An 18,922-nucleotide genomic window follows, 5' to 3' on the forward strand; every position below is an offset into this window, starting at 1 on the left:
ATGCCGTCTCCTGCGTGCCGGTTATTCGCCAAGGCCCAGCGCTTTGCGTTTTGCGCGTATGCGCAGGTCAAATGCCAGTGCAGCCTTTACGGGGTCCGGCTCGATGAAGAACGAAGCCCCCACAAGGTCTTCAAGACCGGAGACCGCAAGGTCGGTGACTGTCTGCGAACCGAGAATATGCGGCGGGTGGCCCAGATGCGTGTAGATGCCGCTGGCCACGGCGTACAGGCCGATGGCGGCGGCTTTTTCCGAATACCATTCCGGAGACGAAGCCCCGACGGGCAGGTCGCTTATGTCTACGCCAAGTGCATTTGCCAGTGCCGCGCACAGCTGCAGAATGCGGGAATTGTCAACGCATGAGCCGTAATGCAGCACAGGGGGTATGCCCAGTGCGCCGCAGATTTTGCGCAGTCCCGGTCCGGCCTGTTCCGCGGCCTCAGGCAGCAGCAGCCCGGCTTTGCCCGCCGCGGTGGTCACGCAGCCGGTAACCAGCACCAGAATGTCTTTTTTGATAAGCTCTTTTGCAAGCCCCACGTTCATGGAGTCCTGCTGGAACTTCGGGTTGTTGCAGCCTACAATACCCACGGCGCCGCGTATGTCGCCCGCGGCTATGGCCTGCACCAGCGGGTCCAGTGACCCGCCCAGCGCCGCTATGACGGCCTCGTTGGAAAAGCCTGTCATGATGTTTACAGGCTCGCCGGGGATCTGCACGCGCGATGCATCACGGCGGGCATATGCCTGCACCGCCATGCGCACTATTTCGCGGGCCTGCTCCAAAGCGTTGTGGGGGTGGATGTCAAAATGAACCGCTCCGGTAAAGCGCGCTTTCTGCGCGGTGTCGATGAACAGCGTGTGATAACACCCTGCAATCTGCACAAGGCTGGGCATTATGCACTGGTAATCAACCACCACCGCTTCCACCGCTCCGGTGACGATGGCCAGTTCCGTCATCAGGTGGTTGCCCGCCATGGGAATGCCCTGCCGCATGAGCAGTTCGTTGCCGGTGCAGCACAGACCGGCCACATTGATGCCCTGCGCCCCCATAGCTTCCGCTTCGGCTATCAGTGCGGGTTCGCGGGCTGCGGCCAGAATCATTTCCGAAACCACGGGATTGTGGCCGTGGACCAGTATGTTCACTTTATCTTTTTTTATGGCGGCCAGATTGGCATGCGACATGGACGGCTGCGGTGTGCCGAAGATGACGTCGGAAAGCTCGGTGCCGATCATGGAACCGGCCCAGCCGTCGGCCAGAGCGGTGCGGGCCGCATGGATAAGCGTGTTGGGTGCGTCGTTGTCGCAGCCCATGTGGGTGCGGTGCATCATTTCCGCTATTTCGCGGTCCACGCCCCGGGGGGTCATGCCCAGTCTGTCCCACAGCTCCCTGCGTTTGGCGGGCACCCTGCACAAAAAGGCCACTTCCTTTTTCCGGCTTCCGAAATCGGCGTAGAAAATATCGATAAGCTCCGCAGCGATGTCCATGGTGCTGCGGTCTTCCACGGTCACTCCCAGTTCGGCGGCTATGCGCCGCAGTTTTGCTTCGTCGGTGATGCGGTAGTCGGATGTACTGCCTTCGACAATGGATTCAAGCACCTCAACCAGATCGCGCCCGTGGTCGGAATGACCGGCAGAGCCGCCGGCCACAAAGCGGCCGAAGTTGCGGGCCACAATGACGTCGGCATCGGCTCCGCAGACGCCGCGCGGCGCTTTGGGGGTAATCTTGCACGGCCCCATGGTACAGTTGCGGCAGCTTACTCCCAGTTCGCAGAATTTACAGTGGGGTGTCTGCTGCTGCAGGCGCTCATGTGCCGTTTCAATGCCTTCGGCCCGTGCTTTGGTCAGCATGGCTCTGGCATCTTCCCAGATGGAGAGTGCTTCTACGGGACGCGGTTCTTTTGCCATACCTGTATCCTCCGGAAATAGCAGACGGCATGCGGCTGTCTGCGTTGTGTGTGTCTGAGGCCGGTGCTTATGATGGCATACGGGCGGAAAAAAGTTTGTCGGCTGGCTGACACCCCGTGCAGAAAAGAAACAAAGAACTGTTACTGCTGTGTCTGCCGGTGCAGGGCTTCCATATCGGGAATAACCCAGATGGAACGCCCTTTTTTGACCATGATGCCTTCGCGCACCAGATTGTTGAGCAGGGTGGATACTGTCTGGCGGGTGGCCCCCATATGCAGAGAAAGTTGTTCCGTGGTCAGGGCAAGGCGCAGTTCTGTGCCTCCGGAACACGGGGTGCCGGTGCGCAGGGCTTCTTTGTGCAGAAACGACGTGAGGCGGGTATAGATGTCCTTGAAGGCAAGGCTGCCGATGATTGAAAATGAATTGTTCAGTATCTGGCCGAGCACGCGCACCATGGTGCGTGTGAACAGAGGGATTTCGCTCATGCAGCGTTTGACGGACTGCACATCGGTCACCATCAGGGTCGAATCTTCCAGCGCCTGCGCGTAACATCCGGCGTGCGTTGAATACAGGTCGCCCGGTTCGAGCACCCCCAGTGTGAATTCTTTTTCTTCGTACCCCAGATAAATGCGCACTCTGCCGCTGGCGATAACGAAAACAAGATTTTCATCTGTTTCGGGGTGGAAGGCCACCGCACCTTTGGTGACGCTCCGCCGGGTGAATATTCCGCGCAGCTCAGTCAGTTCCGGCCGCTGCAGTTCATCAAGCAGATTGATTTCTGAAAATTTCATGGTTCCCCCCGCAGTTTCGTTATAACAATATAACGGGGTAGCATGCGTTGCGAACCGCGCGCAAGCGTGGCTGCTGTGCGTCCGACACCGTCCTTTGTCCTTGATGGGCAAAAAAAAGCCCCGGCATGAGCCGGGGCGTGTGCGCTTTGCGGGCGGCGCCGCAGTTTACTTGCGGGCCGCGGTGGTACAGTCTTTCAGCGCCAGCATGAGGCCGGAAAGAAAACAGGTCTCTGCCGTAAGTTTAAGAATCTCTTCAGCCATGTCTATGCCGTGCGCAATCTGTGTGGCGTTTTCGGTGATGTGCAGCACATTGATGACAAAGTCCGGTCTGCCGGCCATGTCCAGCCCGCTGTGAATGACCATGACCACAAAGCCTGCTGCCAGCACCGTTATGGTTTTTTTGAAGCGCAGAATTTCGCGGCGGTACCAGTACAGTGAAAACATGCCGATAAAGGCATAGCCCAGTACAATGAAGTCATCTATCCGCTCGGTGAACGCTGAATGCTGCATGCCGGAGCCGCGGTAGATCATTCTGTCCACGCCCTCATGGATGAGCGTTTTTTCGTCCACGGTCAGAAAGGCAAACCCCACGGCCATAAGCAGCCAGATAAGCTTGTCCGACGTAATGCTGAACCGTTCTTTCGCCATGCGCCGTCTGTAGATTTTTGCTGCGGTTATGCCGCATGCCGCCAGCAGCATGATGGAAGTGGCTGTCAGCGGGCCTCGTTCATCAAAGGGAACACGCTTGTAGAGATTGAATGTCACTTCCAGCGCCGCCACCGCAAGCATGGAGCCGATGACCACGGCAAACAGCCGGGCAACGCTTGTGGCGGGACGCCGCCACGCATACCCTATGGTCAGGGCAATAAGGGCCTGCGGCAGCAGGTGCAGCATGTAGCCGGAAAGGTACATGCTGAAATGTTCGGCTGTCAGAACCGCCATGATGGCCGGAAGCACAAGAAAATCGACTGCGGAGCGCTTGTTTGTATCTGATTGGGTATGTTGCATAGCTTTTTTGATGCCACATGTATTGGCTGGCGCACTTGTGTGTCAATGGGGTTACAAAAATAAAAAAAGATATACCGCTGACTGACCGCCCGCGGGGCAATTGCGGTGTCCTAGTTGCCTGTACGCTCAGCCTTGCGTATGCTTGCCGCATGCTGACTGTGAAATGTGCGGCCTGCCGCCGTAAATTGTGGAAGTATCTGAAACTCGGCCCTGGTGAAGTGTTGCGGTGTCACAAGGACAGGATCACCAGAGAATTTGATTTTGAAGTACGCGACGGTAAAATCCGGTGCCTGTGCGGAAAGCCTGTCGGCATTGATAAAGGCAGTTATTATAGCATGGTAAAGGGTAGCTTTACCTATGCCGGCACCAAGGATCCCAAGCGCTGACGGCTTTTGAAGAAAAAAATGAAAAAGTTGATTGACAGCGGGGTGGGGTCCGTGTAGAAGCTCTTTCTCGCGGACGGTTAGCTCAGCTGGTAGAGCACTGCCTTCACACGGCAGGGGCCACAGGTTCAAGTCCTGTACCGTCCACCACATGCGGAGCGGTAGTTAAGTCGGTTATAACGCCGGCCTGTCACGCCGGAGGCCGCGGGTTCGAGTCCCGTCCGCTCCGCCACTGCAAGCAAAGCCCTGATACATATGTGTCAGGGCTTTTTTGTTTTCCGGTTGTCTGCTACGCGTTACAGGGACCGGCCACCAATCACGCTGGAGTTGTAATGAACATAGTTGCCGCCGCACAGGAAGATTATCCGGAAATACTCGCGGTCTGGGAGGCCTCGGTACGGGCTACCCATGACTTTTTGACCGAAGACAATATTCAGTTTTTCAAACCGCTGATTTTGAAGGAGTATCTGCCTGCTGTGGATTTATACTGCGCAAAGGATGAGACCGGCAGGATTCATGGCTTTCTGGGCGTGGCGGAACAGAATATCGAGATGCTTTTTCTTGCTCCTGAAAGCCGCGGCAGGGGGCTGGGAAAGCTGCTGGTGAATTTTGCCGTTGCAGAGCTCGGTTCCGTCAGGGTCGATGTCAACGAATAAAATCCTTCAGCTGCGGGGTTTTACGAACATATGGGCTTTACGGTTGTGCGGCGTTCTTCTGTGGACGGGCAGGGGCAGCCTTTTCCCCTTCTGCATATGGAGCTGCGGAAATGACCTGCCCGCACCGCTAGTGTTTGCCGCCGCATATGGTTTTTTGCGCGCAATACAGCCGCCCCTGCTTTTTGCGACAGCAGGGGCGGCTGTATTGCTTTTTTGTTTTCAGCCGGGCGCATGGCCTTCCTGCACGCTCCGGCGGCCATGCGGCCGCGGGCCGTGCCGTCGGGACCGGCAGTGCTGCGGCAGGCGGATATCTGTTCCGTGTGTTGCCTCGGGTGTCCGGGGTGGCTGTTCCGGTGTGATGGGTGTACACAGAGCACAAAGGAGATAACACCGATGAAGATTAGAAGTGTTAAGGCTGTCTTTTTTTCTCCCACCGGAACCACGCGGCGCATTGCCGAATGCATCGGCAGGGCGGCGGCTGCCGGCGAGCCGCAACTGACTGATCTGACCTTGCCGCAGACCCGCGGGCAAAAAGTGCTCTGTGCCGGTGACGAGTTGCTGATACTGGCAGTGCCGGTATATCGCGGCAGAGTGCCCGGCCTGCTGCGTGACTGGCTGGATACAATGCTGCTGGACGGGACACCTGCGGTCTGTGTGGCGGTATACGGCAACAGAGCCTATGACGATGCCCTGCTGGAACTGAAAGATCTGGTCAGCGCACGGGGCGGTGTGGTTGTGGCTTGTGCGGCGTTCGTAGGTGAGCATTCGTATTCCGCGGCGGATACCCCTGTGGCGGCGGGACGTCCGGATGCAGAGGACTGCAGGCGCGCGGAAGAATTCGGAGAACAGGTGGGCCGGTTGCTTTCGGACTGCGGTTCTGCAGCGGGAGCCGGCGGGGTGGCGGTGCCGGGTAACCGTCCCTACATTGAAATGCCGGGGCGCAGTGTGCCGGAGTTTATAGGTGTGGATGAAACCTGCACGGAATGCGGTGTATGTGCTGCCGCCTGTCCTGTGGAGGCCATTGAGATGGCCGGTGGCCCCGTGATGGATATGAACCTGTGTATTTTCTGCTGTGCCTGCATCAGGTGCTGCCCTGAGCAGGCCAGGTATATGAAGGAGGGGGTTATGAAGGATCTGGCCCGTCGCCTTGCAGACACATGCAGTGCGCGCAAGGAGCCGGAGTTCTTTTTTGCCCGCGGATGAGCGGGGCCGTAAGCCGCAGGCGCCCGTCGCGGGCTCTGCCGGCAGCTTGCTGCCGCGCGCAGGTCAGCAGTTGCGGGCTATGATATCCCGCAGGGCCGCCTGCGGCATAGGCTTGCCCAGCAGATAGCCCTGAACCTGATCACAGCCCATATCCTGCAGTTGCGCCAGCTGTTCAGGTGTTTCCACGCCTTCGGCCAGAGCCACCATACCCAGACCGTGTGCCAGATGGATGATGGCCCGCACCACACGCACGGAGTTTTCATCGGTGGTTATGTTGTCCACAAAACTTTTATCAATTTTCAGGCAGTAGCAGGGAAAACGTGTCAGATAAGCCAGCGAAGAATATCCTGTGCCGAAATCGTCCAGCGCCACATGCAGGCCGATGCTGCGCAGATATTGCATTTTGCGGGCGGCGGTTTCCGGATTGCTCATCAGGGCGGATTCAGTCAGTTCCAGAATGATGGATTCGTGCGGCATCTCAAAGGCCGCCAGTGTTTTTTCCAGCTTGCGGATAAAGGTCGGGCGGTCCATGTGCGAGGCGCTCAGGTTGACGGAAAAATGCAGCGCGCGGCACGCGGGAAGACTGGCGCGCATTTCTCCCCATATGCGGCAGGCTTCGCGCAGCACATAGCGGTCAAGGTGCAGAATAAGCCCGGTGGTTTCCGCCATGGGCACAAATTCGGCAGGACTCACTATTCCCCTTTCGGGGTGGTTCCAGCGGACAAGCGTTTCAAAGCCTATCAGTTCCGGCTGAGGGGTAAGGGCGTACTGCGGCTGAAAGACAAGAAAGAAGTCTCCGTTGCGCAGACTGCGGCGGAACTGGTTTTCAAAATGGATGGTGAGCTGGGCTTTGTCCTGCATGGAGCGGCTGAATACGGCAATGCGGTTTCTGCCGCGTTGCTTGGCACGCATCATGGCCGTGTTGGCTTTGGCAATCACATGCTCGGGTCTGGTATCCTGCGCGGTTCCCATATACAGGCCGAAACCGCAATCCAGCGAAAACTGGATATCGCCGGAAAAATACGGTTGTTTCAGCGCCGCCTTGACCGCCTGTGTGCGCTGAACAGCTTCGCGCGGGCTGCCTGTGCGCAGCAGGATGGCAAAGTCGTCACCGCCGAGACGGGCTGCCACATCGCCGGGTTTCATGGACGCCTGAAGTCGCTGCCCGACCTGCTCCAGAATCTGATCGCCCACATAATGAGCAAAGCTGATGTTAACCCGTTTAAAGTTCATGATATCCACAAACACCAGTGCATATCCGGCAGGAGCGGTCTGCATGGCTTCGCCGAGCAGTTCCATGATGAGCCGGCGGTTGGGCAGCCCCGTCAGGTAGTCGTGCACGGCCTGATGCTGCAGCGAGGCATTGGCGGAAAGGGCGGTATGCAGCCCTGTGGAAGTCACCTGTGCCGTAATGAATACAAAGACGGCTCCGAGAAAAAGTATGGTTCCGGATATGGCGGAGATGTCCTGCGGAATATGCGGGCCGCTGTTTGTAAGCATCAGCAGATACAGCACCATGAACATGGCGATGAAGCCCACCAGCGTGATAAACTGTGTGGTTCCGCAGCGGTGCAGTGACACCGGATGCCGCCGGACTTCCCTGAGCAGTTTGAGGTACCGCAGTGCGCTGAATGTGAGCAGCAGCAGGCCGCAGCCTACAGATGCCGAGAACGGGGTAAGAAGAAAGTGTTGTAATGAGTTCATGAGCGGGGTGGCAGCTATCCTGTTTTGCCGCACTATACAGAGTTCACCGGCTGTTGTCACATGGATGTCACGGGCTCCGGAACAGTGGCGCAGACATAAAAAAAGGAGAGGCAGTCCTCTCCCTGTTGTATGCGTGGATGATACAATTCAGCGCCACGTGACGGAAGCCGCGGCTCTGGGCGGAATACGCCGCAGCCTGTGAGCGGGCGTGCCCAGCATAAGGGCGCCGTATACATGGTGGCCTTCCGGCAGCTTCAGGTATTCATTAATGGGCTGATAGAATTTTGCCGCGCGCATGAAAAACCCTGCCCAGCATGCGCCAAGTCCCATGGGCTGGCAGGCAACTTCCACCGATGCCAGAGCAATGGCGCAGTCGACCTGCGGAGAAAGCGACGCTTCATGCGCATGAGCAATGAGCAGACACGGGGCGTTGCGGTGTATCATGTCGCGGCCGTTTTCAAATGCTTCCACAATTTCGGGCAGTGTACCGTTGCGGCGCATCCACTCAATGACCAGTTCCGCCAGCCGGTTTACATGCGGCTGTTCCGCCACCATCCAGTGCACAGGCTGCAGATTGCGCGCAGTGGGTGCCCAGCGGGTCATGTCGATAAGCGTTTCTATGTCCGCGCGCGGAACAGGATCTTTTCTGAAGACCCGTACAGATCTGCGTCCGCGGAAAAGCTGCATGGCCTGCGGGATGGTCACGGCCAGTCCGGCATCCGTACGGGGAAAGTCAGCACTGTCGGCACCGCCTACGCTTATGGCGCCGGCCGGACAGACAGCCATGCAGTGCCCGCAGTTCACACACATGTTTTCCGCGCCTTTTACCAGCTGGGGCACGCCGTCTTCACGCGGGGTAAGCAGCAGAAAGGGACATTCGGCCATACACAGGCCGTCCGCGCTGCATTTTTCCTGATCAATCGTTATTGTCGGCATTGTTCCTCCGCCGCCGGTGACAGGGGGTTAAAAAAGAAAGTGACCGGTCGGTTACGATCCGGATATGGGCCTGAATGGAACCGGAACGGAGTTTTCCGCTTTCATCCGGTGCCGTGGCCGGCGGCAACGGCACTGTAGCACTACAGTGTATCCGGGCAAGGCAGGCACCTGCAGGTGTCTATCTTTATTTCATTAAAGCAGTATGTTGCGTTGCTGTGGCAACTGTAGAAAAAAAGACGGACCGGCATGCCGGTCCGTCCGTTTTTTTGCGTGCAGAGTCTGTACGGCGGTTATGCGGATTTCAGCTTTTCGATCAGGCCCTGCAGTTCGTCTGCCAGCCGGGCCAGGTCATTCACTGCCGTGTTGGAATCGTTCATTATTTCGGCAACATCACCGGCAATGCGGTTAACCTCTTCAGTGCTGCGCGTGATTTCTTCCGAAGCCGCGGACTGTTCTTCGCTGGCAGTGGCGATATTACGCACCTGATCCGCCGTGTGGTCCACTATATCCACAATGCTGGCCAGCGACTTGCCGGCTTCGGACGCCTGATCGGTACACCTGCCCACCAGCTGGGTCACATTGCCCATGCCCTCGATGTTGACTTTGGTGGCCTGCTGGATGGCAGTGACGGCGCTGCCCACTTCTTTGGTGGCATGCATGGTTTTTTCTGCCAGTTTACGCACTTCGTCGGCCACAACGGCAAAGCCGCGTCCGGCGTCACCGGCCCGCGCCGCTTCAATGGCAGCGTTCAGTGCCAGCAGGTTGGTCTGGTCGGCAATATCGGTGATTACGTTCATTATCTGTCCGATGTCCTGTGCCTGTTTGCCCAGACTGTCCAGCGTTGTCTGCAGGTCGCGGGTGACGCCGTCCACCTGATTGATGCTGGAAACAACGTCGTGCACTATGCGTCCGCCGTTGTCGGCCTGCTGTTTGGCTGTTTCGGCGCTTTCGGCAGCGCGCGATGCGTTGCTGGCCACTTCAAGCACCGTGGCGTTGATCTGTTCCATGGCTGTGGCTGCCTCTGCCGTGCGTTCGCGCTGCAGCCCCGCGTTGTCGCTGGCCTGCGCTATCTGGCCCGAAAGCTCCTGAGAGGCATTGTTAATCTGCAGCACGATGGATTCCAGCTGTCCGGCCGCTGCAAGCATACCCTGACGCGTGGCCTGATCGGCCTGTTCGCGGGCATGTCTTGCCTCTCCAAGGGCTTTTTCCGCTTTCAGAGTCTGCTCTTCAGCTTCCACGGTTTTGCTGCGGGCTTCCTTGATGGTTTTTGCCAGTTCTGTGACCATGGTGGTCATGCTCTGGTGCAGTGTTGCCAGTTCGCCGCTGAAGTGACGGGCATCCGGCATTTTATCGTATTCGCCGCGGGCCACAACCTGCGCGGAATCGGCCAGCAGACCTATGGGACGCGCGATGGAACGTCCCAGCAGCCATGCCACCGCCAGCAGCAGGACGGCCAGCCCCAGACTGAGCAGTATCACGTTGGTCAGCGTGTCCCGCGTGGCCTGAAACACTTCCGCTTCATCCTGAATAAGTACCAGCTTCCAGCCCAGACTGTCGGCGCGGTGCACCGTTGCCAGTTTGCGCACTCCGTCCAGCATTATGTCCACTGTGCCGTTTTCCAGTTTGACCAGTGTGTCCAGCGCGGCATTGTCCAGTTCCGAAATGTTTTTAAACGACCGGGCAGGCTGTGCCGGATCGGACAGAATGACTCCGCCGTCTTCTATCAGCATGACATACCCTGTCTTGCCGGTGGTGATGGATGAGGTGACGTTGGTCAGGGTGGACAGGTTGATGTCTATGCCCACAACCCCGCTGACACGTCCGTTGGTGCGTATTTTGGCGGTGATGGAACCTACGGGTTTGCCCGTTGTGGAAAGATATGCCTTGCTCAGCGAGGTGTCTGCATCGGATGCGAGCATTTCACGGTACCATGGTCGTTTGGTGGGGTCGTAGCCCGCGGGCATGGTATCTTCGGGAAACTGCACAAAGCCGGAGTCGCTTGAGCCCATGAAGGCGAAGTCGTAGTTGGGGTTGGCGGTTATGATGCCGCCGAACAGGTCGAAAATTGCACGTTCGGTTTCAGTTGCCAGAATGTCACGCGTGATTTTGGACGACTGGGTTCTGCCGGCAAAAACGGTCAGTTTGCCCTGCGCATTCTGCAGTTCGGGCCGCGAAGCCAGAAACGCGGCCGTGTATTTGGCATCGTTGACAAAGGTGCTCATAAAGTCGTCGATGCGGTTGAGCTGACTGGCTGATGACTCTCTGAACGCTTGCTGCGAAAGGGAGTTCACGTTGAAGTAGACAATGGTGGAAACGCCGCCGATGGCCACGGCAATGGAAAACAGCAGGCCCAGTACCACTCTGGCTTTGATTGAAGCAAACATGGCTCCCCCTTTGTTGTATTGATGGCACAGTGTGTAGCAGTGCTATTAAACGCTACCATAATACAAGCGGCGAAGCGGTGGAAGAGGCCTGAGGTTATTCTTTTTCTAAGGCTCCGGCACGTTGCGGTTTCTGCACTTGCATGATGCCGTGGCGGGGGGACGCAGGTGTCCGCTGGCACAGGTACAGCCCGCCCAGCACCAGCAGGGCTCCGCCTGCCTGATACGGGCTGAAGGTTTCGCCCAGCACAAGGTGCCCGAGTACTATGGAAACAACCGGCACCAGATTGATCCACGCCGATGCCTTGCTGGCGGAGAGCGCGCTTACACCGAAGTTGTACAGGGCAAAGGCCCCCAGAGTGACAAACAGCCCCAGATAGCCCACGGCGAACAGCGAGATGGCGGCATCGCTGCCGGGGGTGGTCAGTGCCTGTGCCGCCATGGAGGTGAACCCTGCGGGCAGCATGAACGCGCCCGGCAGAAAAAACAGAAAACCCGCCAGAATCTGGACACCGGTGATAATGACGGGAGAAAATGTACTGCCCAGCTTGCGGCAGGCAATGGTATACCCCACACCGCACGCCATGGCGGCCAGTTCCAGCATGTTGCCCAGCATGGGCGAGGGCGCGGATTCTTCGGGCGCACTGGCCAGCGTAAGCCAGACAACGCCTGTCACAGACAGGGCAAAGCCGCCCCACATGCGGCGTGTGACCTGTTCTCCCAGCATGGCGCCGGCCACCACGGCCACCATGAGCGGCATCATGGCGGAAACAACACCGGCCTGCGACGCCGTGGTAAGCTGCAGCGCGTAGCTTTCGCACACAAAATAGAGGCAGGGCTGAAAAAAAGCTAAAAGCAGCAGAAGGCCCGTATCGCTGCGGCGCACTGTGGCCGCATGGCGGTGGCGCAGCCACGCGGGCAGCCAGAAGGGCAGTATGGCAAGTGTGGCCACAAGCTGGCGCAGCCAGACAATGGACAGCGGTTCCAGTTGTCGTAAGCCGATTTTGGTGGCGACAAACGAACTGCCCCACAGGGTGACGGCAATGAAGAGGGCGAACGGGGCGGCGGCTGCGGAACGGGACTGAGGCACGGCGGGCTCCTGTGTGGGAAATGTGGACCGGCGACTATATGGCGGGTCCCGTCCGAAGGCAAGCAGCCCGCGCACGGCGGCGGATCAGATGTGCAGACACCGGAGGACGTGTGCTGCACGGCGGGTGCTCTCAGGTGTCCGTGTCTACAATTTTACCTACATTGGTCAGAACGTAGTCCAGCAGCAGTTCTTCCACGGAGCGTTTATCATCGGTCGCTTCCCGCGTGGCTGCAGCTGTCTGCAGAATTTCAGCCTGCGAAGCAAGCGCTTCCGACTGTGCCGTCAGTCCTTCGCCGCGTTTTTCCAGCATGGTTTCAATGCCCTGCACATCCGAAACATGACCGCTGATGGCGGTGGCCGCGGTGGTTGCCGCTGCGGCATCCTGAATGTCCGCCGTGTCGAACACACCTTTGAGATAGGAAAGGTCGTGCAGCACAAGCCCGAAACCGCCCGTGCCTGCCTGAATGTGAATGGTGCCTGTGGTGCCCGCCGTGCCTGCCGCACCGTTGAGGGTTATTCTTTCATCCGCCCCCCAGCCGCCGGCGCTGAGCAGGTTGAATCCGTTGTAGGATGCGCTGTCCACCGTGCCTTCGATGGTGTCGATAAGTGACTGATACTCAGCCTGCGCGGCGGAAACGCCCAGAGAGCCGTCCGCCACGCCTTCGGCCAGTTCCTGCATGCGTTCAAGGCTGCTGCGAATGGTGCCCGCGGCGCTTTGCGCCATGGCGGTGACGGAAGCGGCTTCTGAAACATTGGCGGAAGCCTGCCGGAGCATGCCGGAATCGCTGCGCAGCTTGCCGGAAAGAGCCTGTGCCGCAGGATCGGTTAGTCTGAGCGAACCGGATTCGGCCAGCACCAGATCACGCAGCGATTTACCTACGCTGCCGCCCATGAACAGCCTGCTGGTCAGCATATCCTGCTGCAGCAGGTTCATGGACAGGTCAAAGATAAGCCTGCGCGAGTCTGTGGTGTAGGTCATGAAAATTGCTCCTTTGTGCCGGAACATACCGGCAGGCAATACTTTCTGATGCTGCGGGCCGGGCGCGGGGGACTGACGGAATTCGCCCCGGTCGGGCACAAACGCATGCGCGTCTGACCTCGTGTCCTGCGGGCCGGCGGCGTGCACTATGCGCAAAAGTCATATCGGCCGCCGGAGCGCTGTCTTTAGACGCTTTGCGGCATGTCGCGGTTGTAAAGACGTGCTGAAACCCGCCGGAGCTTCTTGCCCGGTCATCAGGGTTCTGCTAAGTACTGCCGAGTCAGCACGGTACTTCGTGGGGCGCATCGGCGTCCTTTCAGGCAAACCGGTGTAATTCCGGTACGGTCCGGCCGCTGTGTCCCTGCAGGGGCTACAGTCAGCGCGCCTGAACGAAGCTGCTCGGTTATAGTCCTGCCTGTTCCGCGGGCGGACGCAAATTGCACCTTACGTGTCACGCGGCGGGCGTTTCCGACGCTCACCGGCCGCAGTCCGGCACGGCAGAATCAAACAACCAGCGACGTACAACGCGTATCCGGTCGTTCCGCGCACCGGATGATGCGCTGTGCTGCGCGCGGAGAGTCATTGCTCATGCCCAATCACATTCTGAAACGCGACGGCAGACTGGAAACCTGGTCCACAGACCGCATCGCAGGCGCCATCTTTAAATCTCTCAAAGCCAGCGGCATCAAAGATCCCCTGCTTTCCAAGCGCCTTGCCCGCAAGGTTGAGGAAAAACTGAACGACGAAGACACGCCCGAACAGGAACGCGTGCAGGACATGGTACAGCAGGTGCTGATGGAAGCACGCCTGTACAATGTTGCAGAGCGTTACATTATCTACCGCGAAAAACGCCGCGAGATGCGTTCGCAGGGGCAGGCGTATCTTGATATTTCGCAGATGATCGAAAGCTATCTTGACCGCAGCGACTGGCGCGTGAATGAAAACTCCAACATGGGGCATTCGTTTCAGGGACTGATTCTGCACATGGCAGGTTCGGTACAGGCCCGCTACGTGCTGGAAAAATACCCCGAAGAAATCCGGCAGGCGCATCAGCACGGTTATTTCCATATCCATGACCTGTCGTTCGGTCTTGCCGGGTATTGCGCCGGCTGGAGTCTGCGCGACCTGCTGCTTGAAGGATTCAATCTGGCGGGGCGCTGCTCTTCCGCACCTGCCCAGCATTTTGATGCGGCATGCGGACAGATTGTCAACTTTCTGGGCACGCTGCAGAACGAGTGGGCCGGTGCTCAGGCGTTCAACAACGTGGATACCTACCTTGCCCCGTTTGTGCGCAAGGACGGCCTGACCTACAAGCAGGTCAAGCAGCGCATGCAGAACCTTGTGTACAACCTGAACACCACCTCGCGCTGGGGCGGACAAAGCCCGTTCACCAACTTCACGTTTGACGTGGTGCCCCCGTCGCATATCGCCAACGAACCTGTGATCATCGGCGGCGCTTTCCAGGATTCCACCTACGGCGAATACGCCGAGGAAATGGACATGATCAACCGCGCCTTCATCGAGGTTATGCTGGAAGGCGATGCGGACGGACGGATATTCTCCTTCCCCATTCCCACGTACAACGTGACCAAGGATTTCCCGTGGGAATCTGAAACCGGTCAGCTGCTTTTGCAGCTCACCGCCAAATACGGCGTGCCGTATTTCCAGAACTTCATCAATTCGGACCTCAACCCCGAAGATGTGCGCTCCATGTGCTGCCGACTGCAGATGGACCTGCGCGAAATACGCAAAAAAACCGGCGGTCTGTTCGGTTCCGGCGACCTTACCGGCTCCATCGGCGTGGTTACGCTGAACCTGCCCAAGCTGGCGTATCTTGCTCACAATGAAGATGATTTCCTTGATCTGGTGACAGAATATGCCGAAATGGCCCGCGACTCGCTGGAATACAAGCGTAAAATGTGCCAGCAGAACCTTGATAACGGCATGTTCCCGTTTTCGCGCCGGTATCTGAAAAACGGCTATGCCGGGCATTTTTCAACCATCGGCCTCATCGGCGGACACGAAGCATGCCTGAACCTGCTGGGCAAAGGCATTGAAAGTGAAGGCGGGCTGCGTCTGATGACCCGCGTGCTTGACCGCCTGCGCGAACTGGTGCTGCGTTTTCAGGAAGAGACAGGCCATCTGTACAATCTTGAAGCCACTCCGGGTGAAGGTACCTGCTACCGTCTGGCAAAAATCGACAAGGAACTGTACGAAGATATCCGTACTTCCGGTGAAAGCGTACCGTACTACACCAACTCCACGCTGCTGCCCGTGGGTATTTCCACCGACGTTTTCTACGCGCTGGACCACCAGAACGAGTTGCAGACCCTGTACAACGGCGGTACGGTATTCCACACCTTCCTCGGCGAGGCCGTGACCGAGCCGGAGTCGGTGAAAAACTTCCTTGTAAAGGCCATGACCAACACCAAACTTCCGTATATCTCGCTCACGCCGACGTTTTCGGTGTGCAAGGACCACGGCTACCTGAACGGTGAACACTTCAACTGCCCCACCTGCGGGCAGGATGCAGAAGTGTACACCCGTGTTGTGGGCTACTACCGCCCCGTCAGCCGCTGGAACAAGGGCAAGCAGGAAGAATACAGAGAACGTGCCGAATACATGATGCCGTGCTGCGGCAACTAGTGCGGTCCGCTTTCCGGAACTCAGGTTATGATTCTGAATGCCAGTCAGCTTGAAGCCATACGGCAGCGCAATGACGAAGAACTGCGGAGCGGAACCAGAACCTCGCACGGGTATCCGGCCGCTACCATTCGTGACCTGCTGCAGACCGTGGATGCGCTGAAAAAAGAAAAACGCAAGTGGAAAAAGCTTGCGCAGGACAGAGGGCAGGTGCTGGCAGCCATTCAGGATATGGCAGGGCGTACCGTGCACGCCAACGCAGACCAGAACGGCTCCCGCGGGCTGGTCGCGGACGAACGCTCCGGTGCTCTGGGGCCCGCCGCGGACGATTAAAGCCTGCATCCGGTGTGTCATGGCTGCAGCCCTGACAGGCTGCGCTGCGAAAAAAAACGACGGAACGCGTCCGGAAAATTTCCGGACGCGTTCTTTTTTTATGTGTCCGGGGGGGCGGCCGGTACCGGTGCTGTTTTTTGTCCGGCAACGTCATAGGGTGAACAGGGCCTGCCGGTGCCGCTGCGCCTGCAGGCCGCGCGGATGAAAGCAGAACGGCGCCTGCGGTCTGGCCGCAGGCGCCGTTACTTACGGAGCCGGAATAGGTGCTGATGCGGCATGGGCCGCGGCGCGGCTGACTATGTACCGCTGACTGGAACCGTATCACGGAACACGGTCTTGCCGTTTGAATCAATGCTGATGATCAGTGCGTAAACTTCATTGAGCGCCATGGAATCAGGTACCGTCAGATTGGCGCGGACTTTTTTGTACCTGCTGATGGAATAGCTGAGATCTTCGGGATTGGCGGCACGCACGGGGCGTGTCTGCCCCTGTCTGCCCAGCAGGGTCACGCTGACTTCACCGCTCAGGGTTCTGTCCGTGGCCAGATTGTTCAGGTCAAACTGCAGGCGCACACTGCGACCGTTGCCGGCCCGTGCGGAAATATTGTCCACTTTCACCACCTGCATATCCACCTTGTGCAGCAGGGCGGAAAGATCAATGGGCGGCTTGGCGGGCTGTGCCGGTTCAATGGTCACATTGCCCAGCAGTGCCTGCAGTTCTTCGGGGTCGTTTGAGTTGAGTATTTTTTCAACATTCTGCAGCCGCTCCAGCTTCATGTTCAGTTCTCTGATTTCGCGCTGAAGCGAGGCTGTTTCCGCTTGCAATCCGGAATTCTGCTGCCAGAAAGTGTACCCCGCGTATCCACCCCCCGCCGCCGCAGCGGCCAGCAGAATGAGAGAATAAACGGCAAGGCGCAGCCACAGAGGGCTTAGGCGGAAACGCCGCACCCGCGCATCGTCTCTCATCAGGAGCACACTGTATTTGTCGCTCATCTAGTCCTGTCTCCAGTCTTCTCGAACAATCCGCCACGATTCCCCTTCGGGGCGGAGGACGAGCGTTTTCACTCCCTCATCGCTATAGCCAGACGAGTCGGCATAGCGCTGTGTCATGGTCAGTTTCAGTCCGTCATGGTGCAGACTTACATTGATGTCGTCAAGAATAACCCGCCGGGGTTTTTTCTGCGACCACAGTGCGGCTTTCTGGCTGCGTATGTCGGCAATGCCGGAGCGGCCGCCCTGTACGGCGTCACGGGCATAACATTCCATATACTTTTCCATGTCGGCGTTCAGCCACGCCGTGCGCCAGCGGCTGACAAATTTTTCGCCCTCGCCGCGGACAAAGTCCATATATTCCTGCTTCATGCCCACGGCACCGGGGCGCCACTCCATGCCGGCCACACGCCAGGCACCCTGCGGGTCCTGCAGCCAGTACAGTCTGCGGATTCCTTCTGTGGTCAGGTTGGGTGCGCGGTAATACTGTCTGAACCATGTAACCCAGTATCCGGGGCCTTCCAGAGCCTGAACGTCACGTACTATGGTCTGTATCCAGTCCAGATGGCGGAACAGGCGTTCTTTCTGCTGCCGGAAGGCATTGAAGCGCCCTGAACCGGAAAGAGTGTATTGTTCCGGTGCGTAAAAATCAAAAAAGTCATCCGAGCGTGCCTGCCATGCGGCGGCCCACTGCTGCGAACGTTGCGCCAGCAGGCGTGCTGTGGCGGCGTCCCGTTCTGCTTCGGGCTGTGCGCCGGTGGCGTTTACTCCCTGTGCCACAATGACGGGCAGCCCGCGCTCCAGACCGGGGCCGAGCACTTCGATGTCGGCCATGTTCAGGGCGATGCAGCCCTGCGTCTCACGCGGGGTAATCTCGTGACCGCGCCCGTGTATCCATATGCCGAAGCCTGTTTTGCGGCGCAGTGCGTCCACCGGGTTGGGGTAGTTGAGAGTATAGGCTATGCCGCCGTACAGGTCCCAGTCCAGTCCTTTGTCAATGCGGTGCTCGACAAAGTAGACCCCTTCGGGCGTGCGCAGGTCGCCTTCCACCTGTTTGTCTCCGGTTGCCTGTCCGGTGGTGCAGGTGTATGTGGCCGAAACTTCCAGCGGGCTGCTGTGCCTGTACAGAAACAGGGTCTGCCTGCTTTTGTCCACGGCGACAAAACGCGGAGGAAGGTGCGGCAGTTCGCCTATGGCGGCATTCCAGCCCCCGGCGTGCGCATGCGCTGCGGGCAGTATGCAGAAGGTCAGAAAAATAAGCAGGCTTGCAAGGGGTCTGCGTGTTCCGGTCATATAAGTATGTGTGGCTGAATGGTACGCGGAGAGCCGCAAAGGGCTCTCCGCACGGTTGCAACGTTATGAGCGTGCAGCTTCCACAAGCTGCTTGCGGGTAAAAATGGAATGCAGGGCATAGCCCTTTTCTTCCAGTGCCTGGCGGCCGCCTTCTTCTCTGTCCAGCACGCAGCACACTGCGGCTACTTTCAGCCCTGCGGCTTCAATGCGTTCGATGGCTGTAAGCACCGAACCGCCGGTGGTGACCACGTCTTCAAGCATGATGACGGTGTCGCCCTGACTGAAGTTGGCCAGTCCTTCTACGTACTGTCCTGTGCCGTGCCCTTTGGCTTGTTTACGTACAATAAGGCCCGGCAGGGGGCGGCCTTTTTCGTGCGATATCACCGTGACGGCAGTGACCAGCGGGTCTGCGCCCAGCGTCATGCCGCCCACACCGGCACCGTCCATGTTCTGTATCATTTCAAAGAACAGGTTGCCGATAAGCCACGAACCTTCCGCATGCAGGGCGGTCTGACGGCAGTCGAAATAATAATCGCTTTTCTTGCCGGAGGCGAGTGTAAAGTCTCCTTCTTTATATGATTTTTCTGCAAGTATTTTTGCAAGACGGCGTTTGAGATCGTTCATGTATTGCTCT

At 58.3% G+C, this 18,922-nt stretch carries 15 protein-coding genes and 2 tRNA genes; 6 read left to right on the forward strand and 11 right to left on the reverse strand.

Going from position 1 to position 18,922, the window contains the following annotated elements; all coding sequences use genetic code 11:
• Positions 1–21: 21 nt before the first annotated feature.
• The 3 genes from cooS to H586_RS0114505 all read right to left on the reverse strand — a co-directional run bounded on the left by cooS (position 22) and on the right by H586_RS0114505 (position 3,698).
• Entirely contained in the window at positions 22–1,899 is a 1,878-nt protein-coding gene (gene cooS, locus H586_RS0114495) for an anaerobic carbon-monoxide dehydrogenase catalytic subunit (protein WP_011368794.1), read from the reverse strand.
• Positions 1,900–2,039: 140 nt separating this feature from the next.
• On the reverse strand, positions 2,040–2,690 hold the full coding sequence (locus H586_RS0114500; RefSeq protein ID WP_027182414.1) for a Crp/Fnr family transcriptional regulator: 651 nt from the start codon (positions 2,688–2,690) through the stop codon (positions 2,040–2,042).
• Positions 2,691–2,855: 165 nt separating this feature from the next.
• Entirely contained in the window at positions 2,856–3,698 is an 843-nt protein-coding gene (locus tag H586_RS0114505; RefSeq protein WP_155891404.1) for a hypothetical protein, read from the reverse strand.
• A gap of 457 nt (positions 3,699–4,155) precedes the next feature.
• On the opposite strand from H586_RS0114505, the gene H586_RS0114515 reads away from it, so the two are divergent.
• The 4 genes from H586_RS0114515 to H586_RS0114530 all read left to right on the forward strand — a co-directional run bounded on the left by H586_RS0114515 (position 4,156) and on the right by H586_RS0114530 (position 5,940).
• Positions 4,156–4,231: transfer RNA gene (locus H586_RS0114515), tRNA-Val, on the forward strand.
• A gap of 5 nt (positions 4,232–4,236) precedes the next feature.
• Positions 4,237–4,313: transfer RNA gene (locus H586_RS0114520), tRNA-Asp, on the forward strand.
• A gap of 100 nt (positions 4,314–4,413) precedes the next feature.
• A complete protein-coding gene (locus tag H586_RS19440; protein ID WP_338046815.1) occupies positions 4,414–4,737 on the forward strand; it encodes a GNAT family N-acetyltransferase in 324 nt (107 codons plus the stop codon).
• Between the two features lie 393 nt (positions 4,738–5,130).
• The gene (locus H586_RS0114530; RefSeq protein WP_027182417.1) at positions 5,131–5,940 is read left to right on the forward strand and encodes an EFR1 family ferrodoxin; all 810 of its coding nucleotides are present in this window, start codon (positions 5,131–5,133) and stop codon (positions 5,938–5,940) included.
• A 63-nt stretch (positions 5,941–6,003) separates the two neighbouring features.
• On the opposite strand, the gene H586_RS0114535 is transcribed toward H586_RS0114530, so the two are convergent.
• The 5 genes from H586_RS0114535 to H586_RS0114555 all read right to left on the reverse strand — a co-directional run bounded on the left by H586_RS0114535 (position 6,004) and on the right by H586_RS0114555 (position 13,030).
• Positions 6,004–7,644 carry a putative bifunctional diguanylate cyclase/phosphodiesterase gene (locus H586_RS0114535; RefSeq protein WP_027182418.1) on the reverse strand — a complete coding sequence of 547 codons (1,641 nt, stop codon included), beginning with the start codon at positions 7,642–7,644 and terminating at the stop codon, positions 6,004–6,006.
• Between the two features lie 147 nt (positions 7,645–7,791).
• Entirely contained in the window at positions 7,792–8,580 is a 789-nt protein-coding gene (locus H586_RS0114540) for a nitroreductase family protein (RefSeq protein ID WP_027182419.1), read from the reverse strand.
• A 290-nt stretch (positions 8,581–8,870) separates the two neighbouring features.
• Positions 8,871–10,964 carry a methyl-accepting chemotaxis protein gene (locus H586_RS0114545; RefSeq protein ID WP_027182420.1) on the reverse strand — a complete coding sequence of 698 codons (2,094 nt, stop codon included), beginning with the start codon at positions 10,962–10,964 and terminating at the stop codon, positions 8,871–8,873.
• Between the two features lie 94 nt (positions 10,965–11,058).
• Positions 11,059–12,051 carry a DMT family transporter gene (locus H586_RS19445; protein WP_051364045.1) on the reverse strand — a complete coding sequence of 331 codons (993 nt, stop codon included), beginning with the start codon at positions 12,049–12,051 and terminating at the stop codon, positions 11,059–11,061.
• A gap of 130 nt (positions 12,052–12,181) precedes the next feature.
• On the reverse strand, positions 12,182–13,030 hold the full coding sequence (locus H586_RS0114555) for a flagellin N-terminal helical domain-containing protein (protein WP_011368784.1): 849 nt from the start codon (positions 13,028–13,030) through the stop codon (positions 12,182–12,184).
• 588 nt (positions 13,031–13,618) lie between these two features.
• Here H586_RS0114555 and H586_RS0114560 point away from each other — a divergent pair.
• Together H586_RS0114560 and H586_RS19450 are read left to right on the forward strand one after the other, a co-directional pair.
• Positions 13,619–15,676, forward strand: a complete 2,058-nt coding sequence (locus H586_RS0114560) for a ribonucleoside triphosphate reductase (RefSeq protein ID WP_011368783.1) — start codon at positions 13,619–13,621, stop codon at positions 15,674–15,676.
• 27 nt (positions 15,677–15,703) lie between these two features.
• Entirely contained in the window at positions 15,704–16,006 is a 303-nt protein-coding gene (locus H586_RS19450) for a hypothetical protein (protein ID WP_011368782.1), read from the forward strand.
• 296 nt (positions 16,007–16,302) lie between these two features.
• Here H586_RS19450 and H586_RS0114575 read toward each other — a convergent pair whose 3' ends face one another.
• The 3 genes from H586_RS0114575 to pyrE all read right to left on the reverse strand — a co-directional run bounded on the left by H586_RS0114575 (position 16,303) and on the right by pyrE (position 18,912).
• Positions 16,303–16,998, reverse strand: a complete 696-nt coding sequence (locus tag H586_RS0114575; RefSeq protein WP_011368781.1) for a hypothetical protein — start codon at positions 16,996–16,998, stop codon at positions 16,303–16,305.
• Positions 16,999–18,288: a L,D-transpeptidase family protein gene (locus tag H586_RS0114580; RefSeq protein WP_027182423.1), complete on the reverse strand. Its 1,290-nt coding sequence runs from the start codon at positions 18,286–18,288 to the stop codon at positions 16,999–17,001. It lies immediately after the preceding gene.
• Between the two features lie 63 nt (positions 18,289–18,351).
• Complete coding sequence (pyrE, locus tag H586_RS0114585; RefSeq protein WP_011368779.1) at positions 18,352–18,912, reverse strand: orotate phosphoribosyltransferase; 561 nt, start codon at positions 18,910–18,912, stop codon at positions 18,352–18,354.
• Between the last annotated feature and the right edge of the window lie 10 nt (positions 18,913–18,922).

The sequence above is a fragment of the Oleidesulfovibrio alaskensis DSM 16109 genome (assembly GCF_000482745.1).
GTDB lineage: Bacteria > Desulfobacterota > Desulfovibrionia > Desulfovibrionales > Desulfovibrionaceae > Oleidesulfovibrio > Oleidesulfovibrio alaskensis.

Coding starts and splice junctions, on each gene's coding strand:
- H586_RS0114530 (WP_027182417.1), top strand. CDS start 5,131: ATGAAGATTAGAAGTGTTAAGGCTGTCTTTTTTTCTCCCACCGGAACC.
- H586_RS0114555 (WP_011368784.1), bottom strand. CDS start 13,030: ATGACCTACACCACAGACTCGCGCAGGCTTATCTTTGACCTGTCCATG.
- H586_RS0114580 (WP_027182423.1), bottom strand. CDS start 18,288: ATGACCGGAACACGCAGACCCCTTGCAAGCCTGCTTATTTTTCTGACC.
- H586_RS0114575 (WP_011368781.1), bottom strand. CDS start 16,998: ATGAGCGACAAATACAGTGTGCTCCTGATGAGAGACGATGCGCGGGTG.
- H586_RS0114505 (WP_155891404.1), bottom strand. CDS start 3,698: ATGCAACATACCCAATCAGATACAAACAAGCGCTCCGCAGTCGATTTT.
- H586_RS0114560 (WP_011368783.1), top strand. CDS start 13,619: ATGCCCAATCACATTCTGAAACGCGACGGCAGACTGGAAACCTGGTCC.
- H586_RS0114545 (WP_027182420.1), bottom strand. CDS start 10,964: ATGTTTGCTTCAATCAAAGCCAGAGTGGTACTGGGCCTGCTGTTTTCC.
- H586_RS0114535 (WP_027182418.1), bottom strand. CDS start 7,644: ATGAACTCATTACAACACTTTCTTCTTACCCCGTTCTCGGCATCTGTA.
- cooS (WP_011368794.1), bottom strand. CDS start 1,899: ATGGCAAAAGAACCGCGTCCCGTAGAAGCACTCTCCATCTGGGAAGAT.
- H586_RS0114540 (WP_027182419.1), bottom strand. CDS start 8,580: ATGCCGACAATAACGATTGATCAGGAAAAATGCAGCGCGGACGGCCTG.
- H586_RS19440 (WP_338046815.1), top strand. CDS start 4,414: ATGAACATAGTTGCCGCCGCACAGGAAGATTATCCGGAAATACTCGCG.
- H586_RS0114500 (WP_027182414.1), bottom strand. CDS start 2,690: ATGAAATTTTCAGAAATCAATCTGCTTGATGAACTGCAGCGGCCGGAA.
- pyrE (WP_011368779.1), bottom strand. CDS start 18,912: ATGAACGATCTCAAACGCCGTCTTGCAAAAATACTTGCAGAAAAATCA.
- H586_RS19450 (WP_011368782.1), top strand. CDS start 15,704: ATGATTCTGAATGCCAGTCAGCTTGAAGCCATACGGCAGCGCAATGAC.